Origin of the sequence: Desulfogranum marinum (assembly GCF_963675105.2) — a bacterium.
Classification (GTDB): domain Bacteria; phylum Desulfobacterota; class Desulfobulbia; order Desulfobulbales; family Desulfobulbaceae; genus Desulfogranum; species Desulfogranum marinum.
Genome location: NZ_CAXXRO010000003.1, coordinates 364,694 through 389,922, shown reverse-complemented (window position 1 = coordinate 389,922; position 25,229 = coordinate 364,694). Strand labels below are relative to the sequence as shown.

Here is a 25,229-nt window from a genome sequence, read left to right as displayed (position 1 = left end):
AATGAGTGATAAACAATATAAGGTCCTGTTAGTTGATGATGAGGCCGATCTGCTCCGGTTATGGAAATTAAGGATTCAGTCCAACGGGTATGACGTCTCTGTAGCAGAATGCGCAGAAGAGGCGTTGGCAACATTTGCAGCGATAAAGCCCGATGTGGTTTTAACGGATTTACGTATGCCGGGTATCGACGGCATGGCCCTGTTCGAGGAAATTCGAAAGCAAAATAAATCGATCCCTGTGATCATTATTACTGCTCACGGTTCTATTCCTGAAGCGGTTGAGGCGACCCGTCAGGGTGTTTTTTCTTTTTTGACCAAACCCATTGATGGGAAAGAACTGGTTGAGGAAATTGAAAAAGCTATTGAAAGTACAGCTGGCCCTCGCAGTGAGGTGCGGGGAGAGCGGGAGGAGTGGCGACAGGATATTATTTCCCGTAGTACGGTTATGGAAGAGTTGCTGTCCAGGGCGAAACTGGTGGCGGAAACAGATTCAACTATCCTTATCCGCGGGGAAAGCGGGACCGGCAAGGAGTTACTCGCCATCGCTTTGCATAGGGCCAGTAATTACCGTAACGGGCCGTTTATCCCTGTAAATTGTACGGCCATCCCCGAAAGTTTACTGGAATCCGAGCTGTTCGGTCATGTAAAAGGGTCTTTTACCGGTGCATCGAAAAGTTATGCCGGGCTGTTCCAGTCTGCCCATGAGGGAACCCTGTTTCTTGATGAGATCGGCGATATGCCGCTGCATATCCAGGTTAAATTATTGCGGGTTCTGCAGGATCGTCAAATTCGCCCTGTTGGGAGTGCTCAGCCGGTGCCGGTCAATGTACGCATTATTTCCGCGACCCATAGGAACCTGGAAGAGGCGATTCTGGAAAATCAGTTTCGTGAAGATTTGTTCTATCGGTTAAATGTGGTGAGTTTAGAGCTGCCGCCTCTGCATAAGCGTAAGGAGGATATCCCGCTCCTTGCAGAGCATTTTGTGAGTATTTTAACTGCCAGGGGCGATGGGCAGTTGAAAAAGTTTACCCCGGAGGCCATGCAGACCCTGCTCGATGCCTCGTGGCCTGGTAATATCAGGCAGTTGTATAATGTGGTGGAGAACGCCGTGGCCCTGGCGACTTCTTCGTTTATTACCGAAGAGTTACTGTATGATGCCATTAAAACAAATCAGAAGAAAATCGTTCCGTTGGCAGAGGCCAGGCGGCAGTTTGAGCAGCAGTATTTGATCCAGTTACTGCAGACAACGCGTGGTAATGTTTCGCAGGCTGCTCGGCTTGCTCATCGGAATAGGACTGATTTTTATAAGTTGCTTAATAGGCATCATATTGTCCCCTCACTCTTTAAGTCGTGACGCAACTGTCCAGCAGCACTCCATCTGCACACGATTAGGCCTGAGAACATAGCTTTACTATGGTTCTCAAACCTAATCGTGCACATCTGGAGCACTGCTGAACAGTTGCGTTGTTGTTGCTGGTTGCTGTGTGATGGTGATGGCGGACACTGCGGAGCCTGCGCTACCTCTGTACCCGGTTACGCATGACCGCATAGGACAGCTATAGCGGTCATACGTAACCACGCAAATTTGGGCACCTTTGACGACTTGCAGCTTCGAGGCATATGGTATTCTGATTACGTACAAAACTCAGCCAATTATCTACCGAAACAGACAGGGGACTGATTTTATTTCTCTTTTAAACCCGGGAGACAGATTAATTTTCATAAAAAACCATGAAAAAAAAATCAGTCCCCTACCTCAGTACTGAGAAATTTAGGTAAGCGAAGACTCGATCTGTCTCCCGAGTCCCAATATAGTGCCCTCACTTTTTAAGTCGTCAAAGGCACCCACGGAGTCTGCGCTTATCCACCCTACGCGGCTGATGAGAAATCCGGGTTAGATTTTCGCTGAATAGTTGCGTCGTTATTGCTGGTAATGCTGCGAGGGAAACCCGATGTGAAGGGTTTTGCGTATCTTTTTTGCGACACTATGGGGCTGTGGTTTTAAAAGAGACACAACATCAGTAACTTGTTATGTCTTTTTTTTGCGACAAGGTTTTTTTGCCGGCTGCTGCTTTGGTTGGCACCGGGGGCAGCAGAATGTCGCTCTTCCTGCCAGTTCGGTTTTGAGGACAAGGCTTTGGCACTGAGGGCAAGGGGTATCTTTTTTTCCATATACATTGAGCTGAAGTTGGAAGTACCCGGGTTGTCCGCTTGACCCTAGAAAGTCTGAAATGGTTGTGCCGCCGGCTGCAATTGCTTGTTTAAGGGTAGACTTGGCTGCTGCTACAATCTTTTGCCACTGTTTTTTGGTGATGTGCTGCGCTGGGGTGTTGGGGTGGATGCCTGCTTTAAAAAGGGTTTCATTGGCGTAAATATTACCAATCCCGGCAACGTATTTGCTGTTCATCAGAAAGGGTTTTATTGCTAGTTTTTTGTTGCTTGCCAGTGCTAAGAGAGATTGAGGTGTAAATTCTTTTCCTAGTGGTTCCATCCCTTCTTTGGCAGAAAAATCGCGTTCCATTTCCTCGGCTCTATCCGGCGGCCAGACCGTTACGCTGCCAAATCTTCTGCTATCGTTAAATCGTAATTCTTTGCCATTGCTCAGCGACAGCGCCAAATGGTCATGCTTCGCTTTAGGGATATCTTGTTGCAGAAGGCTCAGTTTGCCGGTCATCCCAAGGTGGACGACCAACACTGCCTTGTTTGTCATTCTGAAAAGAAGGTATTTCGCCCTGCGGTCGATGGTCGATATTTCCTGTTGCTTGATGCTGCGTTGGAGCAGTTGAAGCGGCATGGGGGTGCGTAATTTTTTTCCGCTCCACCATATGTTGATGATTTTCAGGGTGGGTAGATGGGGCAGGAGGCCGAGCCTGGTAACTTCTACTTCCGGCAGTTCAGGCATGAGGTTGTCCCTCCGTGCATCCGATTACAAAGTCGTTAAAGGTTGCGATTTTCACTGTGGTGGACGAGTGGCAATTCCCAGTAACATCGCAGTGTAGTTTCCACGCCCCTGCGCCTGTTGTTTCAACTTTCACCACCTTTGTGCCTGTGAAGGTTATGGGTTGGTCATGGAGTAAGCTTTTTTTCACCGCCTCCTTAGCAACCCAGATGATGGTAAGGGTGAGGAGGTGCTTTTCCGAGTCGCGGAAAAGCGACTTTTCGGTTTCGGTGGTGAATTTTTCGGCAACATTCAACATTTTTGAGGTGACCTGTTGGATATCAATACCGCAGGATTGCCTGGGTGAAACATATGCCGCAGCATACCCTTTGCTGTGGCTGATGGAAATAGAGAGAGGGGTGGAAAATTCCGTTTCCAGATAAGGCCGCCCATGTTCGTCTGCTAATATTGAGAAGGTGTTTGGGGCAAGAGGTGTTTGTTTTGTTTTTTTTCGGAAGAGCTCAAGGCCATATTTAGCAGCCAGTCTGCCGCCAAGCCACTCGGCGTATCGTTTCTTGTAGGAGAAATTTGCCAGCTTGTGCATTTCAGCAGAAGAGAGGTTTGCTGCAAACAAGGCCGGAAGTTTTTCCTCGGGGTGCAGGTCGTCCAGCAGGGAAAGATCTGCCAGGGCAATGGTTGCATTGTCTGCTGCGAGCGATGTATATTGGTTGCTAAGTTGCTCCATTTTTTGGAAAAACCGCACCTGACTTTTTGCTGACATATCCCTTTGTTTATGCTTATAGATTGTAATTTTCAACGTATTTATTATCGTGCGCTGTCGTCGGTCAGAGTATAACTTATTAAAATCTGATTACCCATGAAACTCAGCCAATTATCTACCGAAACAGACAGGGGACTGATTTTATTTCTCTTTTAAACCCGGGAGACAGATTAATTTTCATAAAAAACCATGAAAAAAAGATAGCGTAGACTTCGATCAGTCCCCTACCTAAGTACTGAGAAATTTAGGTAAGCGAAGACTCCGATCTGTCTCCCGGGCCCAAAAAAATTGGCTGAGTTTTGTACGTAATCAGATATTAAAATATAATCAACCCTGTCTACTATGCCTGTTTTTACCGATTTTTCTTTGTTTGATACTATTGTTGGCGTGATATTGTTGTTTTTTTTGGTGCGGGGGCTGTGGATAGGTTTTGTCCGTCAGTTGGCTGCGTTTTGTGCGTTGGTGGGTGGGTACTGGCTGGCAGCACATTACCACGGCGAAATCGCACCTTTTGCGGCACAGTTTCTGGAAAATCCAAAATTGATTTTTATTGTCAGCTTTGTCTGTATCTTTCTTGTTGCGGCAATGGCCTTTGGCCTGCTGGGCAAATTGCTTCGCCGCGTAATGGAGATTACCTTGATGGGCTGGTTTGACCGGCTGCTTGGTGGGGGGCTCGGTTTGGTCAAGGGGGCTGTTGTCACCTCGCTTTTGTATATGTTTCTTGCCTCAAGTCTTTCCGGTTCAAATGATGTGCTGCGAAAGTCCTTAAGCGCACCATATCTGGAATTAGGTGCTGTTCAGCTGCAGGCGCTGATCAATGACCCGCGGTTGCGCGAATATTTTAAACCGAAAAAACCTGCCATAGAGGCACCCCCAAAGAAAGGCACCTCTTCTGCCAAGAAAAGCAGCAACGGTAAAGAAAAGTAAATTATTTACAGGCAGCTTCAGCCTCTTGGATCAGGGCGTCCCTGTGCTGGTTTGCAAACTGCTGGACGTCCTCTTTCCAGTCTGCCATGACATTGATGCCTGCCTGCTTGAGTCGATTGTTTTCCAGTATAGAGTTCGCAGGCCTTGCTGCAGGGGTTGGGTAATCGGCTGTGGTACATGGTTCCATGGAGTAGGGAACGTCCATGCAGTCTAAAAAGAAGCGTGCTCCCTCATACCAGGTGGAGTAGTTTTCCGCACTGGCATGGACAATGCCCGTTATTTCGTTTTCAAGCAGGACTTTAATCTGAGCGGCAAGGCGGTGCGACCAGGTTAATGAGCCGTATTGGTCATTGACTACCCGCATGGTACGTTTGGGATCTGCAATAGCCAGGCGCAGCATGGTCTTGAGGAAATTTGGTCCGCCAAAACCATAGAGCCATGCTGTGCGAACGATCAGGTGGTTGGGCACGGTTTGGACAGCCTCATCGCCTTTGAGTTTGCTTTTTCCATACATTGAAAGGGGCGTAGTCTCGGCGTCTTCGAGGTATGGTTGCGGTGCCGGACGTTTTCCCATCGTAGACGTAGTCGGTTGAGATCTGGATGATCCGGCTGTTGTACTTGTCGCATTGTTCTGCCAGCAGTTGCGGTCCGTGGGCATTCACCTCCATGCAGCGTTGCTGGTCGGTTTCGCAGGCGTCAACAGCGGTGTAGGCTGCACAGTTGATAACAGCCTCGGGCTGGTGGGTGGCAAAAAGGCCTGCTACTTGGGGCGCATCGGTAATGTCGACCTCCTGCACATCACAGCACAAAACAGTGTGCTGAGGCGTAAGTGTTTGCAGGCAGTCTTGGCCAAGTTGTCCGTTGGCGCCGATTATGAGAAGTTTCATGGAAGGTATCCTTATTGGAGGTCGGCCACAATATCCATCAGGTATTGGCCGTATTGGTTTTTCATCATAGATGCTGCGAGCTGTTCTACCTGGCTCCCGTCAATGTAGCCGAGGCGGTATGCAATTTCTTCCAGGCACGCTATTTTTAACCCTTGTCGATCCTGAACTGCCTGGACATAGCTGGAGGCCTGCTGCAGGGATTCGTGGGTGCCGGTATCCAGCCAGCAAAAGCCTCTGCCGAGGAGCTCGACGGTGAGCTTCTTTTGCTTGAGATAGTGGTTGTTAATGTCTGTGATTTCCAGCTCGCCCCGGGCAGAGGGCTTGATGGATTCAGCAATTTCAACAACCTGATTGTCGTAAAAGTAGAGGCCGGGTACCGCATGTTTTGATTTTGGTCGGTCAGGCTTTTCTTCTATGCCTATAACCCGGTTGTCTTTATCAAATTCGACCACACCGTAGCGCTGAGGATCTTTGACCAGGTACCCGAAGATGGTTCCCCCCTCCTTAAGGTGACTGCACCTGGTGACAATTTCGGCAAATCCGTGGCCGAAAAAGATGTTGTCGCCCAGAACAAGGCAGACTGAATCATTCTCAATAAATGATTTCCCGATCAAAAAGGCCTGGGCAAGTCCCTCGGGGCGTGGTTGCTCGGCATACTCGATGGTTAAGCCAAGGTGACTGCCGTCACCAAAGAGTTCGCTGAAGCGGGGGAGATCGTGCGGGGTGGAAATAATAAGGATATCCCTGATGCCCGCAAGCATCAGGACCGAGAGCGGGTAGTAAATCATCGGCTTGTCGTACACCGGGATCAGTTGTTTACTTATAACCCGAGTGAGAGGGTAGAGGCGGGTTCCAGAGCCTCCTGCCAGAATAATGCCTTTCAACGTGCTTTCTCCTGTTTTTAAGGGGCACGCCCCATTTTTGGGGGACGCTTTCCTTATTAATCTATGAGCCAATTGATTTACTGCCTTTTCGCCCAAACTCTCGGAGTCTTCGCTTACCTGACTTTGAACGAAAATTTTCGTAAATCAACGGACTCATCTATGCTTTGCAATAAATGCCGGAAGTGTGATACGTTTTATGTGATACGTTCTATTTTAAGCGTGCAGTATATGCTTGATATGCTTTTGTGAGCCTGTTTATTTACTGTCTTTTCGCCCAATCTCTTTGTTCTGCTGAAAAAATAATCCTCGGAATATCAAATATATGCCTGTGGTTATTTTTTCAGCATGCCTCGACCTTGAACGAAAATCCTAGTAAATCAACAGACTCTTTTATGTCGGTACATACTGTATTTTCTCGTTTCTTTCAAATATCATTACCAAGGGTAACTCCATTGAATAACGTGCCTACCTGTTTTACTGCTTATGATATTCGCGGCAAAGTGCCAAGCGAGTTGGACGAAAAGCTGGCAGCTTTTATCGGGCTTGCCTTTGTTGAACAATTTTCCGCTAAAAAAATAATAGTCGGCCGTGATATGCGATTGTCCAGCCCTCTTTTGTCTGCAGCTTTGTGTGAGGCTGTGCAAAAATATGGGGTAGATGTGGTCGATATTGGGCTGTGCGGGACCGAAGAAGTGTATCACGCTGCGTTTAGCGGGGTGGAAAACGGCATTGATGGTGGGATTATGATCACTGCCAGTCATAACCCTGCCGATTATAATGGCATGAAGCTCGTTCAGAAGGAGGCAAGGCCGGTTTCCGGAGATACGGGGCTCGTTGATATGGGTGCCAGGGTGATGGACCAGGAATGGAAAGATACCATTTTACGGACTGAGCCCGGCCGCATTGGCACATATGTCCGGAGGGAGGATAAGCAACCGTATATAGGTCACCTGTTGGGCTCAATTGCTGTTGATCGTCTGCAGCCCATGAAAATAGTTGTTAATCCTGGAAATGGATGTGCCGGGCCGATCATTGATCTGCTTGAGTCGTCGCTGCCTTTTACCTTTATCCGAATGAACGAAACACCGGATGGTACATTTCCCAATGGTGTGCCCAATCCGCTCCTGCCTGAAAAAAGAGCCGCTACTGCCGATGCGGTCCGTGCACATGGAGCCGATCTCGGCATTGCGTGGGATGGTGACTTTGACCGGTGCTTTTTTTATGATGAAAATGGACGATTTGTTGAGGGGTATTACATTGTTGGTTTGCTGGCAGCAGCTCTGCTTCAACAGCATCCAGGGGCAACGATTCTTCATGACCCCAGGTTGATATGGAATACCATAGAGGTTGTTGAGGCCGCCGGCGGGGTTCCGGTCATGACTCGTACCGGCCATGCTTTTATCAAAGAAAAAATGCGTGCCTCTGATGCTGTGTATGGGGGAGAGATGTCTGCCCATCATTACTTTCGTGATTTCGGCTATTGTGATTCAGGCATGATTCCATGGCTTCTGGTGTGCGAGTTGATGAGTACGCAGCAGCAAAAGCTGTCCGCAATGGTAGACAGCGCAATGGCCGCATTCCCGGTGAGTGGGGAAATAAATTCGACCGTGGCGGATCCTGACCAGGTGATAAGAGCTATCGAAAAGAAATATGCCGATGGAGAGGTTGATTACACTGACGGGATTTCCATCAGTTATCCTTTGTATCGCTTCAATGTGAGAAAATCAAACACTGAGCCGGTGCTTCGTTTAAATGTGGAAACACGTGGCGATGCGGAATTACTTGAAAAGATAACCCAAGAGTTGCTGCAGCTTATACGCGGTTGATGTATACGCAGTTAACATACAAATATTAGAGGTATATTGTGGCTATTCAACCCATTATTCTTGCAGGGGGCACAGGCTCCAGGCTGTGGCCCCTGTCCCGTGAATTATATCCAAAGCAGGTGATTAATCTTACCGGCGAGCTGTCTTTGTTGCAGAATACACTGAAGAGGGTGGCCGAGCTTCCCGATATCTTGCCACCGGTGGTGGTTGTGGGGGAAGAACACCGTTTTATGACGAAAACCCAGGTGGAAGAGCTTGGTGTTTTTCCCGAGTACCATATTGTACTTGAGCCGGTTGGTAAGAATACAGCCCCGGCTATATGCGGAGCTGCCAGGTTTGTCGCCCAAAATGGTGCTGCAGATGATGTTCTTTTGGTTCTGCCTGCCGATCATCTGGTCACCAAGCTGGACGCTTTTGTCGAGGCCGTGGCGGCGGCGGTGGAGCTCGCCGGGCAGGGTAAATTGGTCACTTTCGGTATCGTACCCGACCATCCGGAGACTGGGTATGGCTATATTGCTCAAGGGCAAGGGGCAGAGGTTGAACGTTTTGTGGAAAAGCCGGATCTTGCAAAGGCTGAGGAATATATAGCCAGGGGCAACTATCTGTGGAACAGCGGCATGTTTGCCTTTACTGCGCACGCCCTTATTGAAGAAATGGGCCTCCATGCCGGCGATGTTGTTGCGTGCATGGAGGCAGCCGTTTCCGAGGGCAAGTTTGACGGGGTTTTTTTTCGATTTGATAAAAAATTAATGGCAGATTGCCCTGCAGATTCCATTGACTATGCGCTGATGGAGAAAACCAGTAATGCTGCAGTGGTGAAAGCAGACATCGGATGGAGCGATATTGGTTCCTGGCGCACTCTGTGGGAGGTTGCAGGGAAAGATGAGCAGGGAAATGTCGCCAGCGGCGATGTTATTCTTGAAGATGTTGAAAATTCATTGATACGCTCTGAACACACGCTGGTTGCCGCCGTAGGATTAAAAGACACCATGGTGATTGAAACGGCTGATGCCGTTCTTGTCGCCCCTATGGATCGTTCTCAGGATGTGAAAAAGATTGTTGATCGATTGAAAAAGGAAAAGCGGGGAGAATTTCAGGTTCATAAAACCGTTTACCGTCCCTGGGGTTCTTATACTACTCTGGAGCTGCACGACAGGTTTCAGATTAAGCGCATTACTGTTAACCCGGGAGCAAAACTTTCGTTACAGATGCACCATCATCGCCATGAACACTGGGTTGTTGTATCGGGGACGGCAGAGATCGTAAATGGTGATGAGTCGATCTTGCTCCATGAAGATCAGTCCACCTATATACCCAGTGGCACTAGACATCGGTTGGGGAATCCCGGCGTTATTCCGCTGGAACTCATTGAGGTGCAGGTCGGCAGCTATCTTGGTGAAGACGATATCGTCAGGTTTGACGACGAATACGGTCGTTAGCGCTTCGGGCCAGGAAGGGTGGAGCTTAACCTGGGTTTCGAGTAAGAAATCCAGGTTAGCCCGGTTAGTTGGTAACGCCATCTTCCGGCTCAAGATCTGGTTGCTGGGAGCCCTTGTAATGTTCATGGAAAGCGTGCACATATTCATTGAGTATGGCCCGGTCGTTTTCTGCAACATGGAAAAATTCAATCCCATTCTGGTGGCGCTCTGAATCAAATGTCGTATAAATGATTCTTCCCATAATATTCACCAGATTTTCTCCAAGCCCCAAGGTAATCATGACCTGCTGCCCTTGAGGCAGTGGGATGTGGGTTTCCATGAGGATGCCTCCTTCGCTGACATTAAGTGTCCGCGCCATGGAGTACTCACCTTGGCGGCCCTGTTGGTCAACCACAAGATAATCGAGCAGATTTAATGATTCCGGTCTGATGTGATGCCTTCGTTCATTACTCATGGAGCGGCCTTTTCGAGGTGTTTTCAGTCTTGCGAAGATGAGGCGGTAGAGAGCAGGTTGCCTGATGGTACCTTGCTTTAGCCTCTCATCACTCTGATTATTCAATAAAATACTGTTTCAACAATAGTAAGTATCCCTTTTTTTTTCCAGTCCTAAAAATAAAAGCAAAAGAATTAAATCTGTCCCCTTTATTTCTTTTTTAAATTGTCTACCGAAGCAGACAGGGGACTGATTTTATTTCTCTTTTAAACCCGGGAGACAGATTAATTTTCATAAAAAACCATGAAAAAAAATCAGTCCCCTACCTCAGTATAAAGAATAAAGGGGACAGATTTATTTTTTAATCTTTTTCGGGCGCCCTGGCCCCTTGTTGGAGAAACGAATACCGTGCTTTAAGAAAATTTCTTCACGAAACCGGTGGGTTCCTGTCAATTGACCACGTTGTAGAGAATCACGGATAAGCTTGAGTTCATGATCGGGCACAGTTCCAAAAACATACTCTGCATATGCTGCCTGCCTTTCACTTTCACTACTTCCCAGCGCCAGATAATTTGTATCGAGATCGACGACCAGGTCCTTTTTCCCTTCCCCTTTACAGGGGTAACTCGACCATTGGTATTCGGCAGGATGAGTTACCATGCCGGCACGTAACGGATTCAACTCAACATAGCGGCAGCAGGCTGCTAAATATTCCTTTTGTGAGACGATGCTGGATTTATACCTCCCTTCCCATAAACTACCGGTACGTTTTTCCAGCTTGTTGACATACCTTGTCTGACGGCCGGCAACGTGTTTCATCAACAGGGAAAGAGACTCTGGGTTTGCACCAGGATCAATGACAAGGTGGACATGATTGGTCATCAGGCAGTAGGAGTAGATCTTGCATCCAAGCTCCTGCTTAAAATAGATAAGATTCTCACGATAATAGTTGTAGTCATCGTCGGAGGAAAAAACGATTTGACGATTATGTCCACGCTGGACAATATGATGTGGCGTGTATGGAAGAACTATTCGTGCTGATCTTGGCATAAGATACCAGTACATAAAAGGCAGGTAATTGGCAAGTAAGAAATAAATCTGTCCCCTTTTTTATTTGATGAAAAATCCGCGCTAAATGTTACGAAAATGTATGTTTGGGGTTTTTGTTATACATAAATGTACAATTTTTATGTAGCTGGTTTGGTGCTTTTTGTTTGATTGTGCAATGTTTACGATATGTTAAGTTTTTATTGGCCGTTTTGGCATGTTGTTTGATATATGTAAGGAAGCGCATACAAGGGTAGACAGCGTGGAGCTTGCTTTTGTGAAGCTACTTTGTTTGTGTTTTGAGGATGGAGGAAATGGGGGTTTTCTCCTTTTTTGTACCTTTTTTTAGGCTGTTGGGTGGAGAGTTTTTCTAGAAAGTCGGTGGGTCGATCCAGTGGAAGACGGCCTTTCGGCTGGAAAAGCGACCTGTTTTGTGTGGAAAAATAGAAAATAAATTACAAGTTTGTTGAAATTTGTTAAGGGGGGAGTAATGATTAACGCTGCTGATACAGCTTTTATTTTGGCTGCTGCTGGTCTGGTTTTGTTGATGACGCCGGGGCTGGCTCTGTTTTATGCTGGTATGGTGAGAACTGAAAATGTGTTAGCCACCATCATGCAAAGTTTGATCATGATTTCCCTTATCTCTTTAGAATGGGTCTATATAGGTTATACGATGTCTTTTGGGCCCGATGTGGGTGGGGTTATTGGAGATTTTTCCCATTTTGCGCTCAAAGGGGTCACTAATGCACCAAGCAGTGAATATGCGACAACCATACCGCAAACAGTTTTTATGATCTATCAGTGCATGTTTGCGGTAATCACACCGGCTCTGATTACCGGTGCTTTTGCTGAGCGTGTTCGCTTTGCTCCTTTTGTCGGCTTTAGCGTTTTGTGGGCAGTTTTTGTTTATAATCCTGTTTGTCATTGGATTTGGGGAAGTGGTGGCTGGCTTGGTAAAATCGGAGTTTTGGATTTTGCTGGTGGCCTGGTTGTGCACGCAACTTGCGGCATGGCAGCTCTTGCAGCTGTTATGGTTATCGGCCCGCGAAAAGGCTATGGTCACACCCATTTTATGCCGCACAGTCTCCCTATGACCATGCTCGGCACCGGCCTGTTATGGTTTGGCTGGTTTGGTTTCAACGGTGGAAGTGCTCTTGCGGCAGATGGTGTCGCGGCCACTGCTTTTGTGGCAACCCATTTGGCAGGCATGGCAGGCATGGCTATGTGGACGCTTATGGAATGGGTGAAAATAGGAAAACCAACCACGCTTGGTGCTGCTTCCGGAGCTATATCAGGCTTGGCTACAATAACCCCTGCTGCAGGTTTTGTCGGTCCCAACAGTGCTATTTTTATTGGGCTGATTGCAGGAGTAGTGTGTTATTATGCTGTTAATTTTAAAGCGAAGATGAAATTTGATGACTCTCTCGATGTGGTAGGTATCCATGGGGTGGGAGGTGTTACCGGAACCTTGCTTTTAGGTATTTTTGCTTCCACCTCGGTAAACCCGGGAGGGGTTGACGGGGTTATCGCGGGATCTTTCACTCAGCTCTTTATTCAAATGCTTGGTATTCTGGTTGTTTGTGGGTACGCTTTTGTTGTGAGTTGGATTATTTTGAAAGTTGTAGATATGTTGATAGGTCTTCGTGTAAGCACGGAAGAAGAAACGCAAGGACTTGATTTTTCCGAACACTCAGAAACCGCATATAACTAACATCGTAACTATTCATCAGCACTCCAACTCTCCACGATCTGCCCGTCCAGCATACCGATGTGTATAGCTGATCGGTCAGCTTGTGGATATTTGGAGCACTGCTGAACAGTTACAGTTCGCGGTCGATTGACAGTTTTTAGATCTTCGTTGAATAGTTACCTGGAATCCAGCAAAATTAAGTTTGATTGCTAATACGCTGATAACCAGCTGCAAGAGGGGAAAAAGGTACGCTTATGAAAAAAATAGAAGCCATTATTAAGACTTTCAAACTCGATGAGGTCAAAGAGGCATTAACCGCTATCGACATTACAGGGATGACGATTACGGATGTGAAGGGATATGGCCGCCAAAAAGGGCATACCGAAGTCTACAGAGGTGCCGAGTATGTTGTCGATTTTATACCTAAGGTAAAGTTGGAAGTTATTGTGCGGGACGACGCGGTAGATGACGTGGTTAAGGTTATTGTCAAGGCAGCTCGTACTGGAAAAATTGGTGATGGGAAAATTTTTGTGCTGCCCATAGAACAAGTTATACGGGTCAGAACCGGCGAGGTTGATAACGAGGCTGTATGATGGTGACATCTCTTCGGTCACATCAGGATGCGTTGGAAGAACTCTGGCGGCAAGGGCTCAGCGGTAATACGTTGCTTCGGCAGTATACTGAACGAGTTGATGCGTTTATTACTGAGTGTTTCCAGGAGGCATCGGCTCTTCTTAAACTGAAGGGCCAGGTCGCTGTTATTGCGCTTGGGGGATATGGCAGAAGCGAGTTGTATCCATTCTCCGATATAGATCTTCTCTTGTTGCATGACCGACGCTCTAAAAAACAAATCCAGTCCTTGTCGGAATCGGTTCTTTACCCGTTATGGGATGAAGGGTTGGATGTCGGCCACAGCGTGCGAACGATTAAAGATACTCTTCAGTTTGCCAGGGAAGATTTTATTTTTCAGGTGGCCCTGCTTGATGCGCGTTTGATAACCGGATCAGTACCGCTCTTTGATGAGCTTAAGCAGGCGTACGGGAAAAAAATTCTTGAAGGAAAGCGTTCCGCCTTTGTGGGCACAATGGAGCAGTTCTGCAAAGAGAGGCATGATAAATTCGGCAGCCATGCCTATCACCTGGAGCCCAATATTAAAGAGGGTAAGGGGGGGATGCGTGATATTCAAGCCATGCTGTGGGTTGCGAAAGCTGTGTATGGATTGACGGATCTTGATGCAATCGAGGCCTCTGCAATGATTAGCCCTGAAGATCGCCGGTCCCTTGAAGCATCCTGGAATATGCTGACAAAGATTCGCAACAGGTTGCATTACCTTAGACGTCGTAAGGACGATCAGCTGATCTTTGACTATCAGGAAGAAATGGCTGATGCCTTTGGTTACCGGGAAGCAGATGGAATGCTCGCCGTGGAACATTTTATGGGTGATGTGTATGGTCATTTGCAAACAATTGCGGTGGTGACGGATCTCTTTTTTGAACATGTCCAGGAGCTCCTCGGTGTTGTAGAGAAAAAAGGGCAAGAAAAGCAGCTGGAAAAATTTATTGTGCTCCGCGGTGGCTATGTGCGTTTTGCTGAAGCGGATTTGACGGAGCACCCATATCTGCTGATGCGAATTTTTCTCCAGTCCGGACGCACAGGAAAACCACTCCATCATCTCGCCAGACGATCGATAACCAGTCATCTCCATCTGGTTGATGACCGGTTCAGGGCCTCTAAGCGGGTAGGGCGCATATTTTTTGCAATTTTAACTGAGAGTAAGAACGTTTTTTCCGTGCTGGAGAGCATGCTTGTTTCAGGGTTGCTTCCATTGTACATCCCTGAATTCGGATCGGTAGAGTCGCTGGCGCAGCATGATCTTTATCACGTATACACTGTAGACAGGCACCTCCTGCAGACGGTGGCGGAGTTGCATCAATTACGGGAAGAAATGGGTGAGCTTTTTGCTTCTTTGCCGGAGCCCCACCTACTTTATCTGGCCGCCTTGCTACATGATATCGGCAAAGGTAAGCAGGCTGATCATAGCGAACGGGGAGCGGTAATGATCGAAGCCGTGGGCAAGAGGCTGCAGTTGAATCAGGAGCAGCTTGCCACACTTGCTTTTCTCGTTCGCTACCATCTTTTTATGCCGGAAAATGCACTGCGCAGAGATCTAAGTGATCAGGATTTCATCCAACAGACAGCGGAGATGATAGGTGATACCCATCGGCTTACCATGCTGTATCTCCTAACCATTGCCGATTCTAAAGCGACCGGTCCCTCGGCATGGTCCAGTTGGAAATCGAGTTTGCTTTCGGACCTGTATTTTGGGGTGAAGACATGTCTCGATGCAGGGTGTGATCAAGGAGATGGCAGTGGAGAGAGTGAAGAGCAGGGCGCAGCCTGGTTAAGAGAACAGTTAAGTGAAAAACTTGTTGATTCCGATATCGCAGGTCTGCATATTGAGACATTGCCTGATGATTACCTGTTGGCGTTTACGCCGGAACAAGTGAGCCGGCATTTGCAGACTCATCAAAAGTACTTTAACCGTCTGCAGCAGCAGGTATTACTTTTTTCTTCAAATGAAGGCCCTTCCTGGTCGTTATTGGTGATGGGCAGAGACAGGGCAGGGCTGCTGACTAAGCTGTTCGGTGTACTTGCTTTGCATAACCTTTCCGTTTTAGCAGCCCATATCTTTACTTGGCCTGATAATACGGTTGTTGATGTGCTGGAGGTGACTTCGTCGGTAGGGAATGATTTTGAAGAACATGACTGGCCTGCTGTTGAGCGGGATTTTAATCTGGCAATCAATTACCGGCTGGATCTTGGCGCTCGGCTGCAAAATAAAAAGCAACCCTTTGGTATGGGGCGGCCGGGAAACGTGCAGCAGTTGGAACATAAGGTGGTTATCGATAATGACACCTCTCAAAATTTTACCATCATTGAGGTGTATGGGAGCGACACCCCCCTTGCCCTTTATCTGTTAACTCAGATTCTGTCTGACTTTAAGTTGACTATCGGCAGGGCTCGTATTGCAACGGAAATTGAACAATTGATTGATATTTTTTATGTGACAACCGAGGACGGTTCAAAATTGCTTGATCCGCTGGTTCTTGGAAAGGTCAGAGCGGCCTTGCATGATTGTGTAGGTGTGGACGAGGAAGAGGTATCATCTGCTGTATGAACGTGCAGTTTTTAATATATTGGAAAAAATTCGGTGTATTCCGGATGTAATTAATTACCTAAATTTAAGGAGATGAGTTATGACCCGCGATGAGATAATGAAAATTATTGAGGAAAAAAATGTAAATTTTTTCCGCCTTCAATTTGTAGACATTTTTGGGTTTATGAAAAATGTTGCCATTCCAAGGAGTCAGATAGAAAAGGCTCTTGATGGTCAAATGATGTTTGACGGTTCTTCCATTGATGGGTTTGTTCGCATTAATGAGTCTGACATGTATTTGAAGCCTGATTATGACACTTTTACCGTTCTTCCTTGGCGTAACGCACAAGGGAGTAACGCGGCTCGAATCATCTGCGACGTGTATAAATCAGATGGAACGCCTTTTGAGGGTTGCCCTCGAGTGAACTTGAAGCGCGTACTGGCTGAAGCCAAAGAGTTGGGCTATACGATGAACGTCGGGACAGAATGTGAATTCTTTCTGTTTGATAAGGATGAAGAGGGTTTTTCCACCACCGATACGAATGATGTTGCCGGCTACTTTGATGTAGACCCTGAAGATACCGGTATCAATTGTCGTCGTAAGATTATTGAAACTCTGGAAGAGATGGGCTTTGAAATTGAAGCCTCTCACCATGAAGTTGCAGAAGGACAGCACGAAATTAACTTCAAGTATGCCGATGCGCTGGAAGCCGCAGACAATACCTTGACATATAAATGGGTTGTTCGATCTATTGCTGATGAGTTCGGATACCATGCCACCTTTATGCCCAAGCCTATTTTTGGTATAAACGGTTCCGGGATGCATACCAACCAGTCTCTTTTTAACCTGGATGGAACCAATGCTTTCTATGATGAAAATGGTCCCCTGCAATTGAGTGAAGTAGCTTATAAGTATATTGCCGGTATCGCCAAAAATGCGAAAGGTTTTGTTGCTGTAACCAATCCTTTAGTCAACTCTTATAAGCGGCTTGTAGCTGGTTATGAAGCACCGGTATATGTTGCCTGGTCTGCTTCCAACCGTTCCGCCCTTATTCGTATTCCAGCATCCCGTGGCATGGGAACAAGAACAGAGGTTCGTTGTCCTGATCCTACCTGTAACCCATACCTTGCCTTTGCAATGATGCTCAGTTCCGGTCTTGATGGTGTTAAAAATGATTTGCCGGCACCGGATTCAGTTGATCTTGATATCTTTGAAATGACTCCTGCAGAAAAGGAAGCCGCTGGTATTGATAGTTTACCTGCAAACCTTCAGGAAGCTATTGAAGAATTTAAGGCTAATCCTATTTCCAAGGAAGCCCTTGGCGAACATATCTTCGAGAAGTATGTTGAAGGCAAGGAAAAAGAGTGGGATGCGTACCGAACCGCGGTCACTGACTGGGAATTGCAGAACTATCTGGATAACTACTAGGTCGTTCTTCTATAGACCTTTTATTTTTTCATAGTTGACAAAAGGCGGCCTGCAATGGGCCGCCTTTTTTTATTTAAGGTAGGGGAGGAGTCTTGTGAAAAAGCAGATTGCATGTTGAGCTGAGTCTATTCGTACCCATTGTCGGGTAAGCTTAAACCGGAAACTGCCTCTGCTCGCAGATGGAAATCTATGTGCGTAGGAGGATTCTTCAGAGTTAAAAGTGTATAATAATGCTTGAGCAGCTAGTTTCAGATAGGGAAAATAGAGGTCGGTTTTTTTGTTGTCACTCAGGAATCGTGCCAGCGAGTATGCAGCAATCAGTCCTTCGGATCGAGCTCCATCAGGGTAAGCGTGTTCTCCGTATGTATAGTAAAACATGCCGGGGTAATCAGGATAAGGTGAGTTGTTATTTTTGTACATGTGATTGATCATGGCCAAGCTGTCGTTATGCACAAAATCTATATATGATTGTTGTACTTTTCCCCCTGTAAGAATCCACGATTCAACTGCCTGCATCAGCCATCCGTCTGAGGGAAGATTGTGGAATAGGTGGCTGTACTTTATCGGACGCTTTTTTATCAGAAAATTAAAAGCTAGTTCGCATTTTTCGTAAATCTTTGCTCTTAATTTTGTTTCAAGAGTTTCCATCACCTGAAGAGAAAGAACAAGTCCGAGTAAGGCTTCTCCTGGGTAATAGAAGGAGAAGAGCTCTGTCTTCATTGTTTCTGAGGGAGCTATTAATTCCTTACCATCATTGTAAAGGGGATGGATGAAATAGCCTATCATTTCCCCGTCTTCTTCTATTCGGGAAAGTATATGCAGGATGAGCCCTTTTGTCTTCTTTTCGTAAACCGTATCGTGTGTTGCCTGTTGGTATCTTAGCAGTGCAACTAAAGCAATGCCGGCACCACCGAGTTTCGATTTTTTGTTAAAAAATGGGTAGCATGCTACATCGTTTCCTACTTGATGATACTGAAAGGTAGAGATCAAGAACTCGACGGATTTGCGTGCAGCTGAAAGATATTTTTTATCGTTGGTTAAATCGTAAACCTGCAAAAGAGTAATTGTCCCTCCTGCATGACGTAAGATGTTGTAATAATCACTATTGGGATGCTGAAAATCTTGAGTGCTTCCCGTGGATGCATCGTAATAATAAAGAAATTTTCCGCTTTCTTTTTGATTGGTAACAATCCAGTTCGCGCCTTCTATAATGCAATCGCGTACTGCTTTTTTGTTTACCTTAGGTGGGGTGGGAAGCCCCCTGTACAAGGGAAGTATATTGCTTTTATAAGTTACAAATGCCTTGCTCTGGATACGGTAGAACCTTGTTGGTAGATTCCGAACGATTGAGGCTCTTTCCTTTTTACTTTTAATTTCAGGGATAAGTCCTATTCGCTTTGCCAGATGATTGTACACCTGTGGCATTGTCATCTGGCTTCTTGTGTAGGCGTCTGTCGGCATATAATAAATGGTACGTCCATTCCAGTTAAATGTAAGCCCGTGAATGCCTGGTTCAAGCCTGTTTTCAGTGAGGCCTAGAGTAGTCGTCCTTTTTGGATCACAGCGCTTTTTGTCTATAACTATTTCAAAGAGTATGCGGCAGGCTAGTGGGTTAGTAATTGTAAACTGATTAAACCTTTCATTTTGTCGCAGTTTTTTTACAACTCTATTGATGCTCTCTGCTAGGGTTTCCCTCCTGCTTCCCCATCGAATCGGTTTTTTCCCTTCCTCGAAGAGGGTTATGAAAAGTTGTGAAATTTCCTTTTTAAATTCAAAGGATAAGTTTTTGGGGGGCATCGCAATCTCTACACCTTGGGAAAGGGAGTTGCGGATCATTTTTAGCAGAAGCTGTTCAGCTTCAAATTCCTTCAGAAAGTTATTCTCGTGTTTTTTGCAAGATGGTTGCATGGAGTGCTTTTGTGTGAAATGAAAAACGCCCAGCACTGATAGTGCGGGGCGTTTGCAAGAGATATGTCTAATTATTCATGATCTTCGAATGGGTTAATGAGCATGTCATCCTCGTTTCCGCCTTCAAAGTTATCATGTTGGTCCTCTGAGTCCGGATCCTCACCATAACCATTGCCGCGAGTAAACAAGCCTTGCCAGCCGTTTCCTCCGCTATGGTCATCCCCTTGGTTACCATCGTTGCAATCCTGATTGCCAGGTTTTCCTCCATGATCATTATCCGAGTCATTATCGGAGTCATTATCGGAGTCGTTATCCGAGTCGTTATCCGAGTCATTATCGGAGTCGTTATCCGAGTCATTATCTGAGTCGTTATCGGAGTCGTTATCCGAGTCGTTATCGGAGTCATTATCGGAGTCGTTATCGGAGTCATTATCCGAGTCATTATCGGAGTCGTTATCTGAGTCGTTATCCGAGTCGTTATCCGAGTCATTATCTGAGTCGTTATCCGAGTCGGTATCCGTATCCGTATCCGTATCTGTATCCGTGTCGGTATCCGTATCGGTATCGGTATCGGTATCAGTGTCCGTATCGGTATCAGTGTCGGTATCTGTATCAGTATCGGTATCGGTATCAGTATCGGTATCGGTATCAGTATCGGTATCTGTATCCGTGTCGGTATCAGTATCAGTATCTGTATCGGTGTCGGTATCTGTATCGGTATCTGTATCAGTATCCGTGTCAGTATCGGTGTCCGTATCTGTATCGGTGTCGGTATCGGTGTCTGTGTCCGTATCCGTATCGGTATCTGTATCGGTATCCGTGTCGGTATCTGTATCAGTATCCGTATCGGTGTCGGTATCTGTATCGGTATCCGTATCCGTGTCGGTATCGGTGTCGGTGTCAGTATCTGTGTCAGTATCGGTATCGGTATCTGTATCGGTATCCGTATCCGTATCGGTATCGGTGTCGGTATCAGTATCGGTATCGGTGTCTGTGTCAGTATCCGTGTCAGTATCTGTATCGGTATCGGTATCTGTATCGGTATCGGTATCTGTATCTGTATCGGTATCTGTATCCGTATCGGTATCGGTGTCTGTGTCTGTATCCGTATCGGTATCCGTATCGGTATCCGTATCGGTATCTGTGTCTGTGTCCGTATCCGTATCGGTATCCGTATCGGTATCTGTATCTGTATCCGTATCGGTATCGGTATCAGTATCCGTATCTGTGTCTGTATCGGTATCCGTGTCAGTATCGGTGTCTGTGTCAGTATCTGTATCGGTATCCGTGTCAGTATCGGTGTCTGTGTCAGTATCCGTGTCAGTATCAGTATCGGTATCAGTATCGGTATCTGTATCCGTATCGGTATCGGTGTCTGTGTCTGTATCCGTATCGGTATCCGTATCGGTATCCGTATCGGTATCTGTGTCTGTGTCTGTATCGGTATCCGTGTCGGTATCTGTATCGGTATCGGTATCAGTGTCCGTATCTGTATCGGTATCAGTATCCGTGTCGGTATCTGTATCAGTATCGGTATCTGTATCAGTATCCGTGTCAGTATCTGTGTCTGTATCCGTATCCGTGTCGGTATCAGTATCGGTATCGGTATCCGTATCTGTATCGGTGTCAGTATCGGTATCTGTATCCGTATCGGTGTCGGTATCAGTATCTGTATCGGTATCAGTATCCGTATCGGTATCGGTATCGGTATCTGTATCTGTATCGGTGTCGGTATCAGTATCCGTGTCAGTATCCGTGTCAGTATCGGTGTCGGTATCTGTATCGGTATCGGTATCCGTGTCAGTATCAGTATCTGTATCGGTATCGGTATCAGTGTCCGTATCTGTATCGGTATCGGTATCCGTGTCGGTATCTGTATCAGTATCGGTATCGGTGTCTGTATCCGTATCCGTATCCGTATCGGTATCCGTATCGGTATCAGTATCCGTGTCGGTATCTGTATCAGTATCGGTATCGGTATCTGTGTCTGTGTCTGTATCCGTATCCGTGTCGGTATCAGTATCGGTATCCGTATCGGTATCAGTATCCGTGTCGGTATCTGTATCAGTATCTGTATCCGTATCGGTATCTGTATCCGTATCGGTATCGGTATCTGTATCGGTGTCGGTATCCGTATCGGTATCGGTATCCGTGTCAGTATCAGTATCTGTATCGGTATCGGTATCTGTGTCTGTATCGGTATCCGTATCGGTATCGGTATCTGTATCGGTGTCGGTATCGGTATCAGTATCCGTATCTGTATCGGTATCCGTATCTGTGTCGGTATCAGTGTCCGTATCTGTATCTGTGTCAGTATCGGTATCGGTGTCGGTATCGGTGTCGGTATCGGTATCGGTATCGGTATCTGTATCGGTGTCGGTATCCGTATCGGTATCGGTATCCGTGTCAGTATCAGTATCTGTATCGGTATCGGTATCAGTGTCCGTGTCAGTATCAGTATCGGTATCAGTATCGGTATCAGTATCCGTATCAGTATCCGTATCGGTATCTGTGTCTGTGTCTGTATCCGTATCCGTATCCGTGTCGGTATCAGTATCGGTATCAGTATCGGTATCGGTATCAGTGTCCGTATCTGTATCGGTATCAGTATCCGTGTCGGTATCTGTATCAGTATCTGTATCAGTATCGGTATCGGTATCTGTGTCTGTGTCTGTATCAGTATCCGTATCGGTATCTGTATCCGTATCAGTATCCGTATCGGTATCGGTGTCTGTGTCTGTATCCGTATCGGTATCCGTATCGGTATCTGTGTCTGTGTCTGTATCCGTGTCGGTATCAGTATCGGTATCAGTATCGGTATCGGTATCAGTGTCCGTATCTGTATCGGTATCAGTATCCGTGTCGGTATCTGTATCAGTATCGGTATCGGTATCGGTATCCGTGTCGGTATCAGTATCGGTATCCGTATCGGTATCAGTATCCGTGTCGGTATCTGTATCAGTATCAGTATCCGTATCGGTATCTGTATCCGTATCGGTATCTGTATCAGTATCCGTATCTGTGTCAGTATCGGTATCTGTATCCGTATCAGTATCGGTGTCTGTGTCAGTATCCGTATCTGTGTCAGTATCGGTATCTGTATCCGTATCAGTATCGGTGTCTGTGTCAGTATCTGTGTCAGTATCTGTATCAGTATCGGTATCTGTATCTGTATCGGTATCCGTGTCAGTATCGGTGTCTGTGTCAGTATCTGTGTCAGTATCTGTATCAGTATCGGTATCTGTATCTGTATCGGTATCCGTGTCAGTATCTGTGTCTGTGTCAGTATCCGTGTCAGTATCTGTATCGGTATCAGTATCGGTATCTGTATCCGTATCAGTATCCGTATCGGTATCTGTATCCGTATCAGTATCCGTATCGGTATCCGTATCGGTGTCTGTGTCTGTATCCGTATCGGTATCCGTATCGGTATCCGTATCGGTATCTGTGTCTGTGTCTGTATCCGTGTCGGTATCAGTATCGGTATCAGTATCGGTATCGGTGTCGGTATCTGTATCGGTGTCGGTATCGGTATCAGTATCCGTATCTGTATCGGTATCCGTATCTGTGTCGGTATCAGTGTCCGTATCTGTATCTGTGTCAGTATCCGTATCGGTGTCGGTATCGGTGTCGGTATCGGTATCGGTATCGGTATCTGTATCGGTGTCGGTATCCGTATCGGTATCGGTATCCGTGTCAGTATCAGTATCTGTATCGGTATCGGTATCAGTGTCCGTATCTGTATCGGTATCAGTATCCGTGTCGGTATCTGTATCAGTATCGGTATCGGTGTCTGTATCCGTATCCGTATCCGTATCGGTATCCGTATCGGTATCGGTATCGGTATCTGTATCAGTATCCGTATCTGTGTCTGTATCGGTATCCGTGTCAGTATCGGTGTCTGTGTCAGTATCCGTGTCAGTATCAGTATCGGTATCAGTATCGGTATCAGTATCGGTATCAGTATCCGTATCAGTATCCGTATCGGTATCTGTGTCTGTATCCGTATCCGTATCCGTGTCGGTATCAGTATCGGTATCAGTATCGGTATCGGTATCAGTGTCCGTATCTGTATCGGTATCAGTATCCGTGTCGGTATCTGTATCAGTATCGGTATCGGTATCTGTGTCTGTGTCTGTATCCGTATCCGTGTCGGTATCAGTATCGGTATCCGTATCGGTATCAGTATCCGTGTCGGTATCTGTATCTGTATCAGTATCTGTATCCGTATCGGTATCTGTATCAGTATCCGTATCTGTGTCAGTATCGGTATCTGTATCCGTATCAGTATCGGTGTCTGTGTCAGTATCCGTATCTGTGTCAGTATCGGTATCTGTATCCGTATCAGTATCGGTGTCTGTGTCAGTATCCGTATCTGTGTCAGTATCGGTATCTGTATCCGTATCAGTATCGGTGTCTGTGTCAGTATCTGTGTCAGTATCGGTATCTGTATCTGTATCGGTATCCGTGTCAGTATCGGTGTCTGTGTCAGTATCCGTGTCAGTATCTGTATCGGTATCAGTATCGGTATCTGTATCCGTATCAGTATCCGTATCGGTATCGGTGTCTGTGTCTGTATCCGTATCGGTATCCGTATCGGTATCTGTGTCTGTGTCTGTATCCGTATCCGTGTCGGTATCAGTATCGGTATCGGTGTCTGTGTCTGTGTCTGTATCCGTATCGGTGTCTGTGTCTGTATCGGTATCCGTATCGGTATCGGTATCTGTATCGGTGTCGGTATCGGTATCAGTATCCGTATCTGTATCGGTATCCGTATCTGTGTCGGTATCAGTGTCCGTATCTGTATCTGTGTCAGTATCCGTATCGGTGTCGGTATCGGTATCGGTATCTGTATCGGTGTCGGTATCCGTATCGGTTATTTCGATTATTCCTGGTTCGGGCTCCTGAAAGGATCTTTCTATTCCTGTTGTTTCTGCACCGCTATCCGGGAGAAGAGAATCGCCAGTTGCTATTACTTTAACAAAAGGGTGGCCGCCGCCTATTCCTGCGAGAGCAGTTCCGCCACCGGCGGCAGGGTTATCTAGTTCTGTGGTTGGGTCGAAGTTTGGGTCTTGTAGAGCGTCCTGAATGTCTTCAATTTCAGCGACTATATCAGTGGTGTCGGGGAGTTCCGTTGAGAAAACGTCCTTGTCAATGAGTACTTGGCTGTTTCTGCCCAGGTCTAGTCGACCTTGCAGGTCGTCTCCGAATAAAATGGAGAGGCGGCCATCAAAGCTGGTACTAATCTGGTCGTTTGCGTAAATTGGACTGTTAACTTCAAGCGTTCGCTCTGTTCCATCTGGCGAGATTGCCTTTGCTTCGCCGTAGAGAATGTATACTTGTCCAACTTTTATTCCAGCTTCCATGATGCCTCGATTGTTATCAAAATCTAATTCAATAGATTGCAAATAATATTTTTTGACTAATATGATAAATATTATATTACACGTGTTTTCCGTTTTCCATCGTACTTAAGTATGAAAAAGTAGTTGAGTTGAAAGCTGCTTAATAGAGTAGAGCGAATCTGTTTAAGGTTGGAGTTGGATCTGATAATTTTAGTTCAAAGACAATAAAGGTTAATTTAAAGGGCTTTTTGAATAATGATTGCAGTAAAATGGGCTCTTGTATGCGCTAAATTGGCTGAAATATTGTTTTTACGCTATATTCTTCCATCTTTTCAGCTAAACCGTTTCAAATGATAGCGCCTAGTAATATATTTCAGCCAGGATTCTTCGGTCCCATAAACGAATGCACAAGATCGACTTCAAGAGTGGTCCAGTCGAAAAGATAGATCAGGTTGTTGGGTGAGACATTTTTCCTTCTGCCATTGGAAAAGCACAGCAGGCGCCAGGTAAGTCTCCGGTCGGCTTTAAGGGGTATGATGTTATATTACTTATTAAAATTCTAATTCTTCTGTCTCTGTGCGATCTGTCCGACGATGCA

The 25,229-nt window shown here is 46.4% G+C and carries 17 protein-coding genes; 8 read left to right on the top strand and 9 right to left on the bottom strand.

Features of this window, described 5'->3' with window-relative positions; all coding sequences use genetic code 11:
- Window position 1 precedes the first annotated feature (1 nt).
- Window positions 2-1,354: a sigma 54-interacting transcriptional regulator gene (locus ACHZCY_RS08480; RefSeq protein WP_319548570.1), complete on the top strand. Its 1,353-nt coding sequence runs from the start codon at window positions 2-4 to the stop codon at window positions 1,352-1,354.
- 675 nt (window positions 1,355-2,029) lie between these two features.
- Here ACHZCY_RS08480 and mutM read toward each other — a convergent pair.
- Window positions 2,030-2,902, bottom strand: coding sequence for a bifunctional DNA-formamidopyrimidine glycosylase/DNA-(apurinic or apyrimidinic site) lyase (mutM, locus tag ACHZCY_RS08475; protein WP_205223738.1), 873 nt, complete (start codon window positions 2,900-2,902; stop codon window positions 2,030-2,032).
- The gene (locus ACHZCY_RS08470; protein ID WP_319548569.1) at window positions 2,895-3,659 is read right to left on the bottom strand and encodes a 4'-phosphopantetheinyl transferase family protein; all 765 of its coding nucleotides are present in this window, start codon (window positions 3,657-3,659) and stop codon (window positions 2,895-2,897) included. The genes mutM and ACHZCY_RS08470 overlap by 8 nt, the downstream gene beginning before the upstream one ends.
- A gap of 342 nt (window positions 3,660-4,001) precedes the next feature.
- Here ACHZCY_RS08470 and ACHZCY_RS08465 point away from each other — a divergent pair, with 342 nt between their 5' ends.
- On the top strand, window positions 4,002-4,586 hold the full coding sequence (locus tag ACHZCY_RS08465) for a CvpA family protein (protein WP_319548568.1): 585 nt from the start codon (window positions 4,002-4,004) through the stop codon (window positions 4,584-4,586).
- A gap of 1 nt (window position 4,587) precedes the next feature.
- Here ACHZCY_RS08465 and ACHZCY_RS08460 read toward each other — a convergent pair whose 3' ends face one another.
- Genes ACHZCY_RS08460 through rfbA form a run of 3 tightly spaced genes read right to left on the bottom strand, consistent with a single transcriptional unit; the run spans window position 4,588 to window position 6,357 of the window.
- Window positions 4,588-5,100 carry an SDR family oxidoreductase gene (locus ACHZCY_RS08460; RefSeq protein WP_319548567.1) on the bottom strand — a complete coding sequence of 171 codons (513 nt, stop codon included), beginning with the start codon at window positions 5,098-5,100 and terminating at the stop codon, window positions 4,588-4,590.
- Window positions 5,069-5,473, bottom strand: coding sequence for an SDR family oxidoreductase (locus ACHZCY_RS08455; RefSeq protein ID WP_319548566.1), 405 nt, complete (start codon window positions 5,471-5,473; stop codon window positions 5,069-5,071). Before ACHZCY_RS08455 ends, ACHZCY_RS08460 begins: the two co-directional genes overlap by 32 nt.
- An 11-nt stretch (window positions 5,474-5,484) precedes the next feature.
- Window positions 5,485-6,357 carry a glucose-1-phosphate thymidylyltransferase RfbA gene (gene rfbA, locus ACHZCY_RS08450; RefSeq protein WP_319548565.1) on the bottom strand — a complete coding sequence of 291 codons (873 nt, stop codon included), beginning with the start codon at window positions 6,355-6,357 and terminating at the stop codon, window positions 5,485-5,487.
- 452 nt (window positions 6,358-6,809) lie between these two features.
- Between rfbA and ACHZCY_RS08445 the strand changes: the two genes are divergently transcribed.
- Window positions 6,810-8,183, top strand: a complete 1,374-nt coding sequence (locus ACHZCY_RS08445; RefSeq protein WP_394713377.1) for a phosphohexomutase domain-containing protein — start codon at window positions 6,810-6,812, stop codon at window positions 8,181-8,183.
- A gap of 38 nt (window positions 8,184-8,221) precedes the next feature.
- Window positions 8,222-9,622 carry a mannose-1-phosphate guanylyltransferase/mannose-6-phosphate isomerase gene (locus ACHZCY_RS08440; protein WP_319548564.1) on the top strand — a complete coding sequence of 467 codons (1,401 nt, stop codon included), beginning with the start codon at window positions 8,222-8,224 and terminating at the stop codon, window positions 9,620-9,622.
- Window positions 9,623-9,686: 64 nt separating this feature from the next.
- Here ACHZCY_RS08440 and ACHZCY_RS08435 read toward each other — a convergent pair whose 3' ends face one another.
- Entirely contained in the window at window positions 9,687-10,076 is a 390-nt protein-coding gene (locus ACHZCY_RS08435) for a PilZ domain-containing protein (RefSeq protein WP_205223744.1), read from the bottom strand.
- A 333-nt stretch (window positions 10,077-10,409) separates the two neighbouring features.
- Window positions 10,410-11,105: a transposase gene (locus ACHZCY_RS08430; protein WP_319548563.1), complete on the bottom strand. Its 696-nt coding sequence runs from the start codon at window positions 11,103-11,105 to the stop codon at window positions 10,410-10,412.
- Between the two features lie 487 nt (window positions 11,106-11,592).
- On the opposite strand from ACHZCY_RS08430, the gene ACHZCY_RS08425 reads away from it, so the two are divergent.
- The 4 genes from ACHZCY_RS08425 (at window position 11,593) to glnA (ending at window position 17,378) form a co-directional block, all read left to right on the top strand.
- Entirely contained in the window at window positions 11,593-12,813 is a 1,221-nt protein-coding gene (locus ACHZCY_RS08425) for an ammonium transporter (protein WP_319548562.1), read from the top strand.
- A 233-nt stretch (window positions 12,814-13,046) separates the two neighbouring features.
- Window positions 13,047-13,385 carry a P-II family nitrogen regulator gene (locus ACHZCY_RS08420; RefSeq protein WP_205223745.1) on the top strand — a complete coding sequence of 113 codons (339 nt, stop codon included), beginning with the start codon at window positions 13,047-13,049 and terminating at the stop codon, window positions 13,383-13,385.
- On the top strand, window positions 13,382-15,970 hold the full coding sequence (gene glnD / locus ACHZCY_RS08415) for a [protein-PII] uridylyltransferase (RefSeq protein WP_319548561.1): 2,589 nt from the start codon (window positions 13,382-13,384) through the stop codon (window positions 15,968-15,970). The genes ACHZCY_RS08420 and glnD overlap by 4 nt, the downstream gene beginning before the upstream one ends.
- A gap of 79 nt (window positions 15,971-16,049) precedes the next feature.
- A complete protein-coding gene (gene glnA / locus ACHZCY_RS08410) occupies window positions 16,050-17,378 on the top strand; it encodes a type I glutamate--ammonia ligase (protein WP_205223746.1) in 1,329 nt (442 codons plus the stop codon).
- Between the two features lie 69 nt (window positions 17,379-17,447).
- Here the strand turns inward: glnA and ACHZCY_RS08405 are convergent, their stop codons facing one another.
- Both ACHZCY_RS08405 and ACHZCY_RS08400 read right to left on the bottom strand, forming a co-directional pair.
- Window positions 17,448-19,175, bottom strand: a complete 1,728-nt coding sequence (locus ACHZCY_RS08405; RefSeq protein ID WP_319548560.1) for a hypothetical protein — start codon at window positions 19,173-19,175, stop codon at window positions 17,448-17,450.
- 182 nt (window positions 19,176-19,357) lie between these two features.
- Window positions 19,358-24,652 (bottom strand): FecR family protein, encoded by a 5,295-nt coding sequence (locus ACHZCY_RS08400; RefSeq protein ID WP_319548559.1) that lies wholly within the window; start codon window positions 24,650-24,652, stop codon window positions 19,358-19,360.
- Window positions 24,653-25,229: the final 577 nt, after the last annotated feature.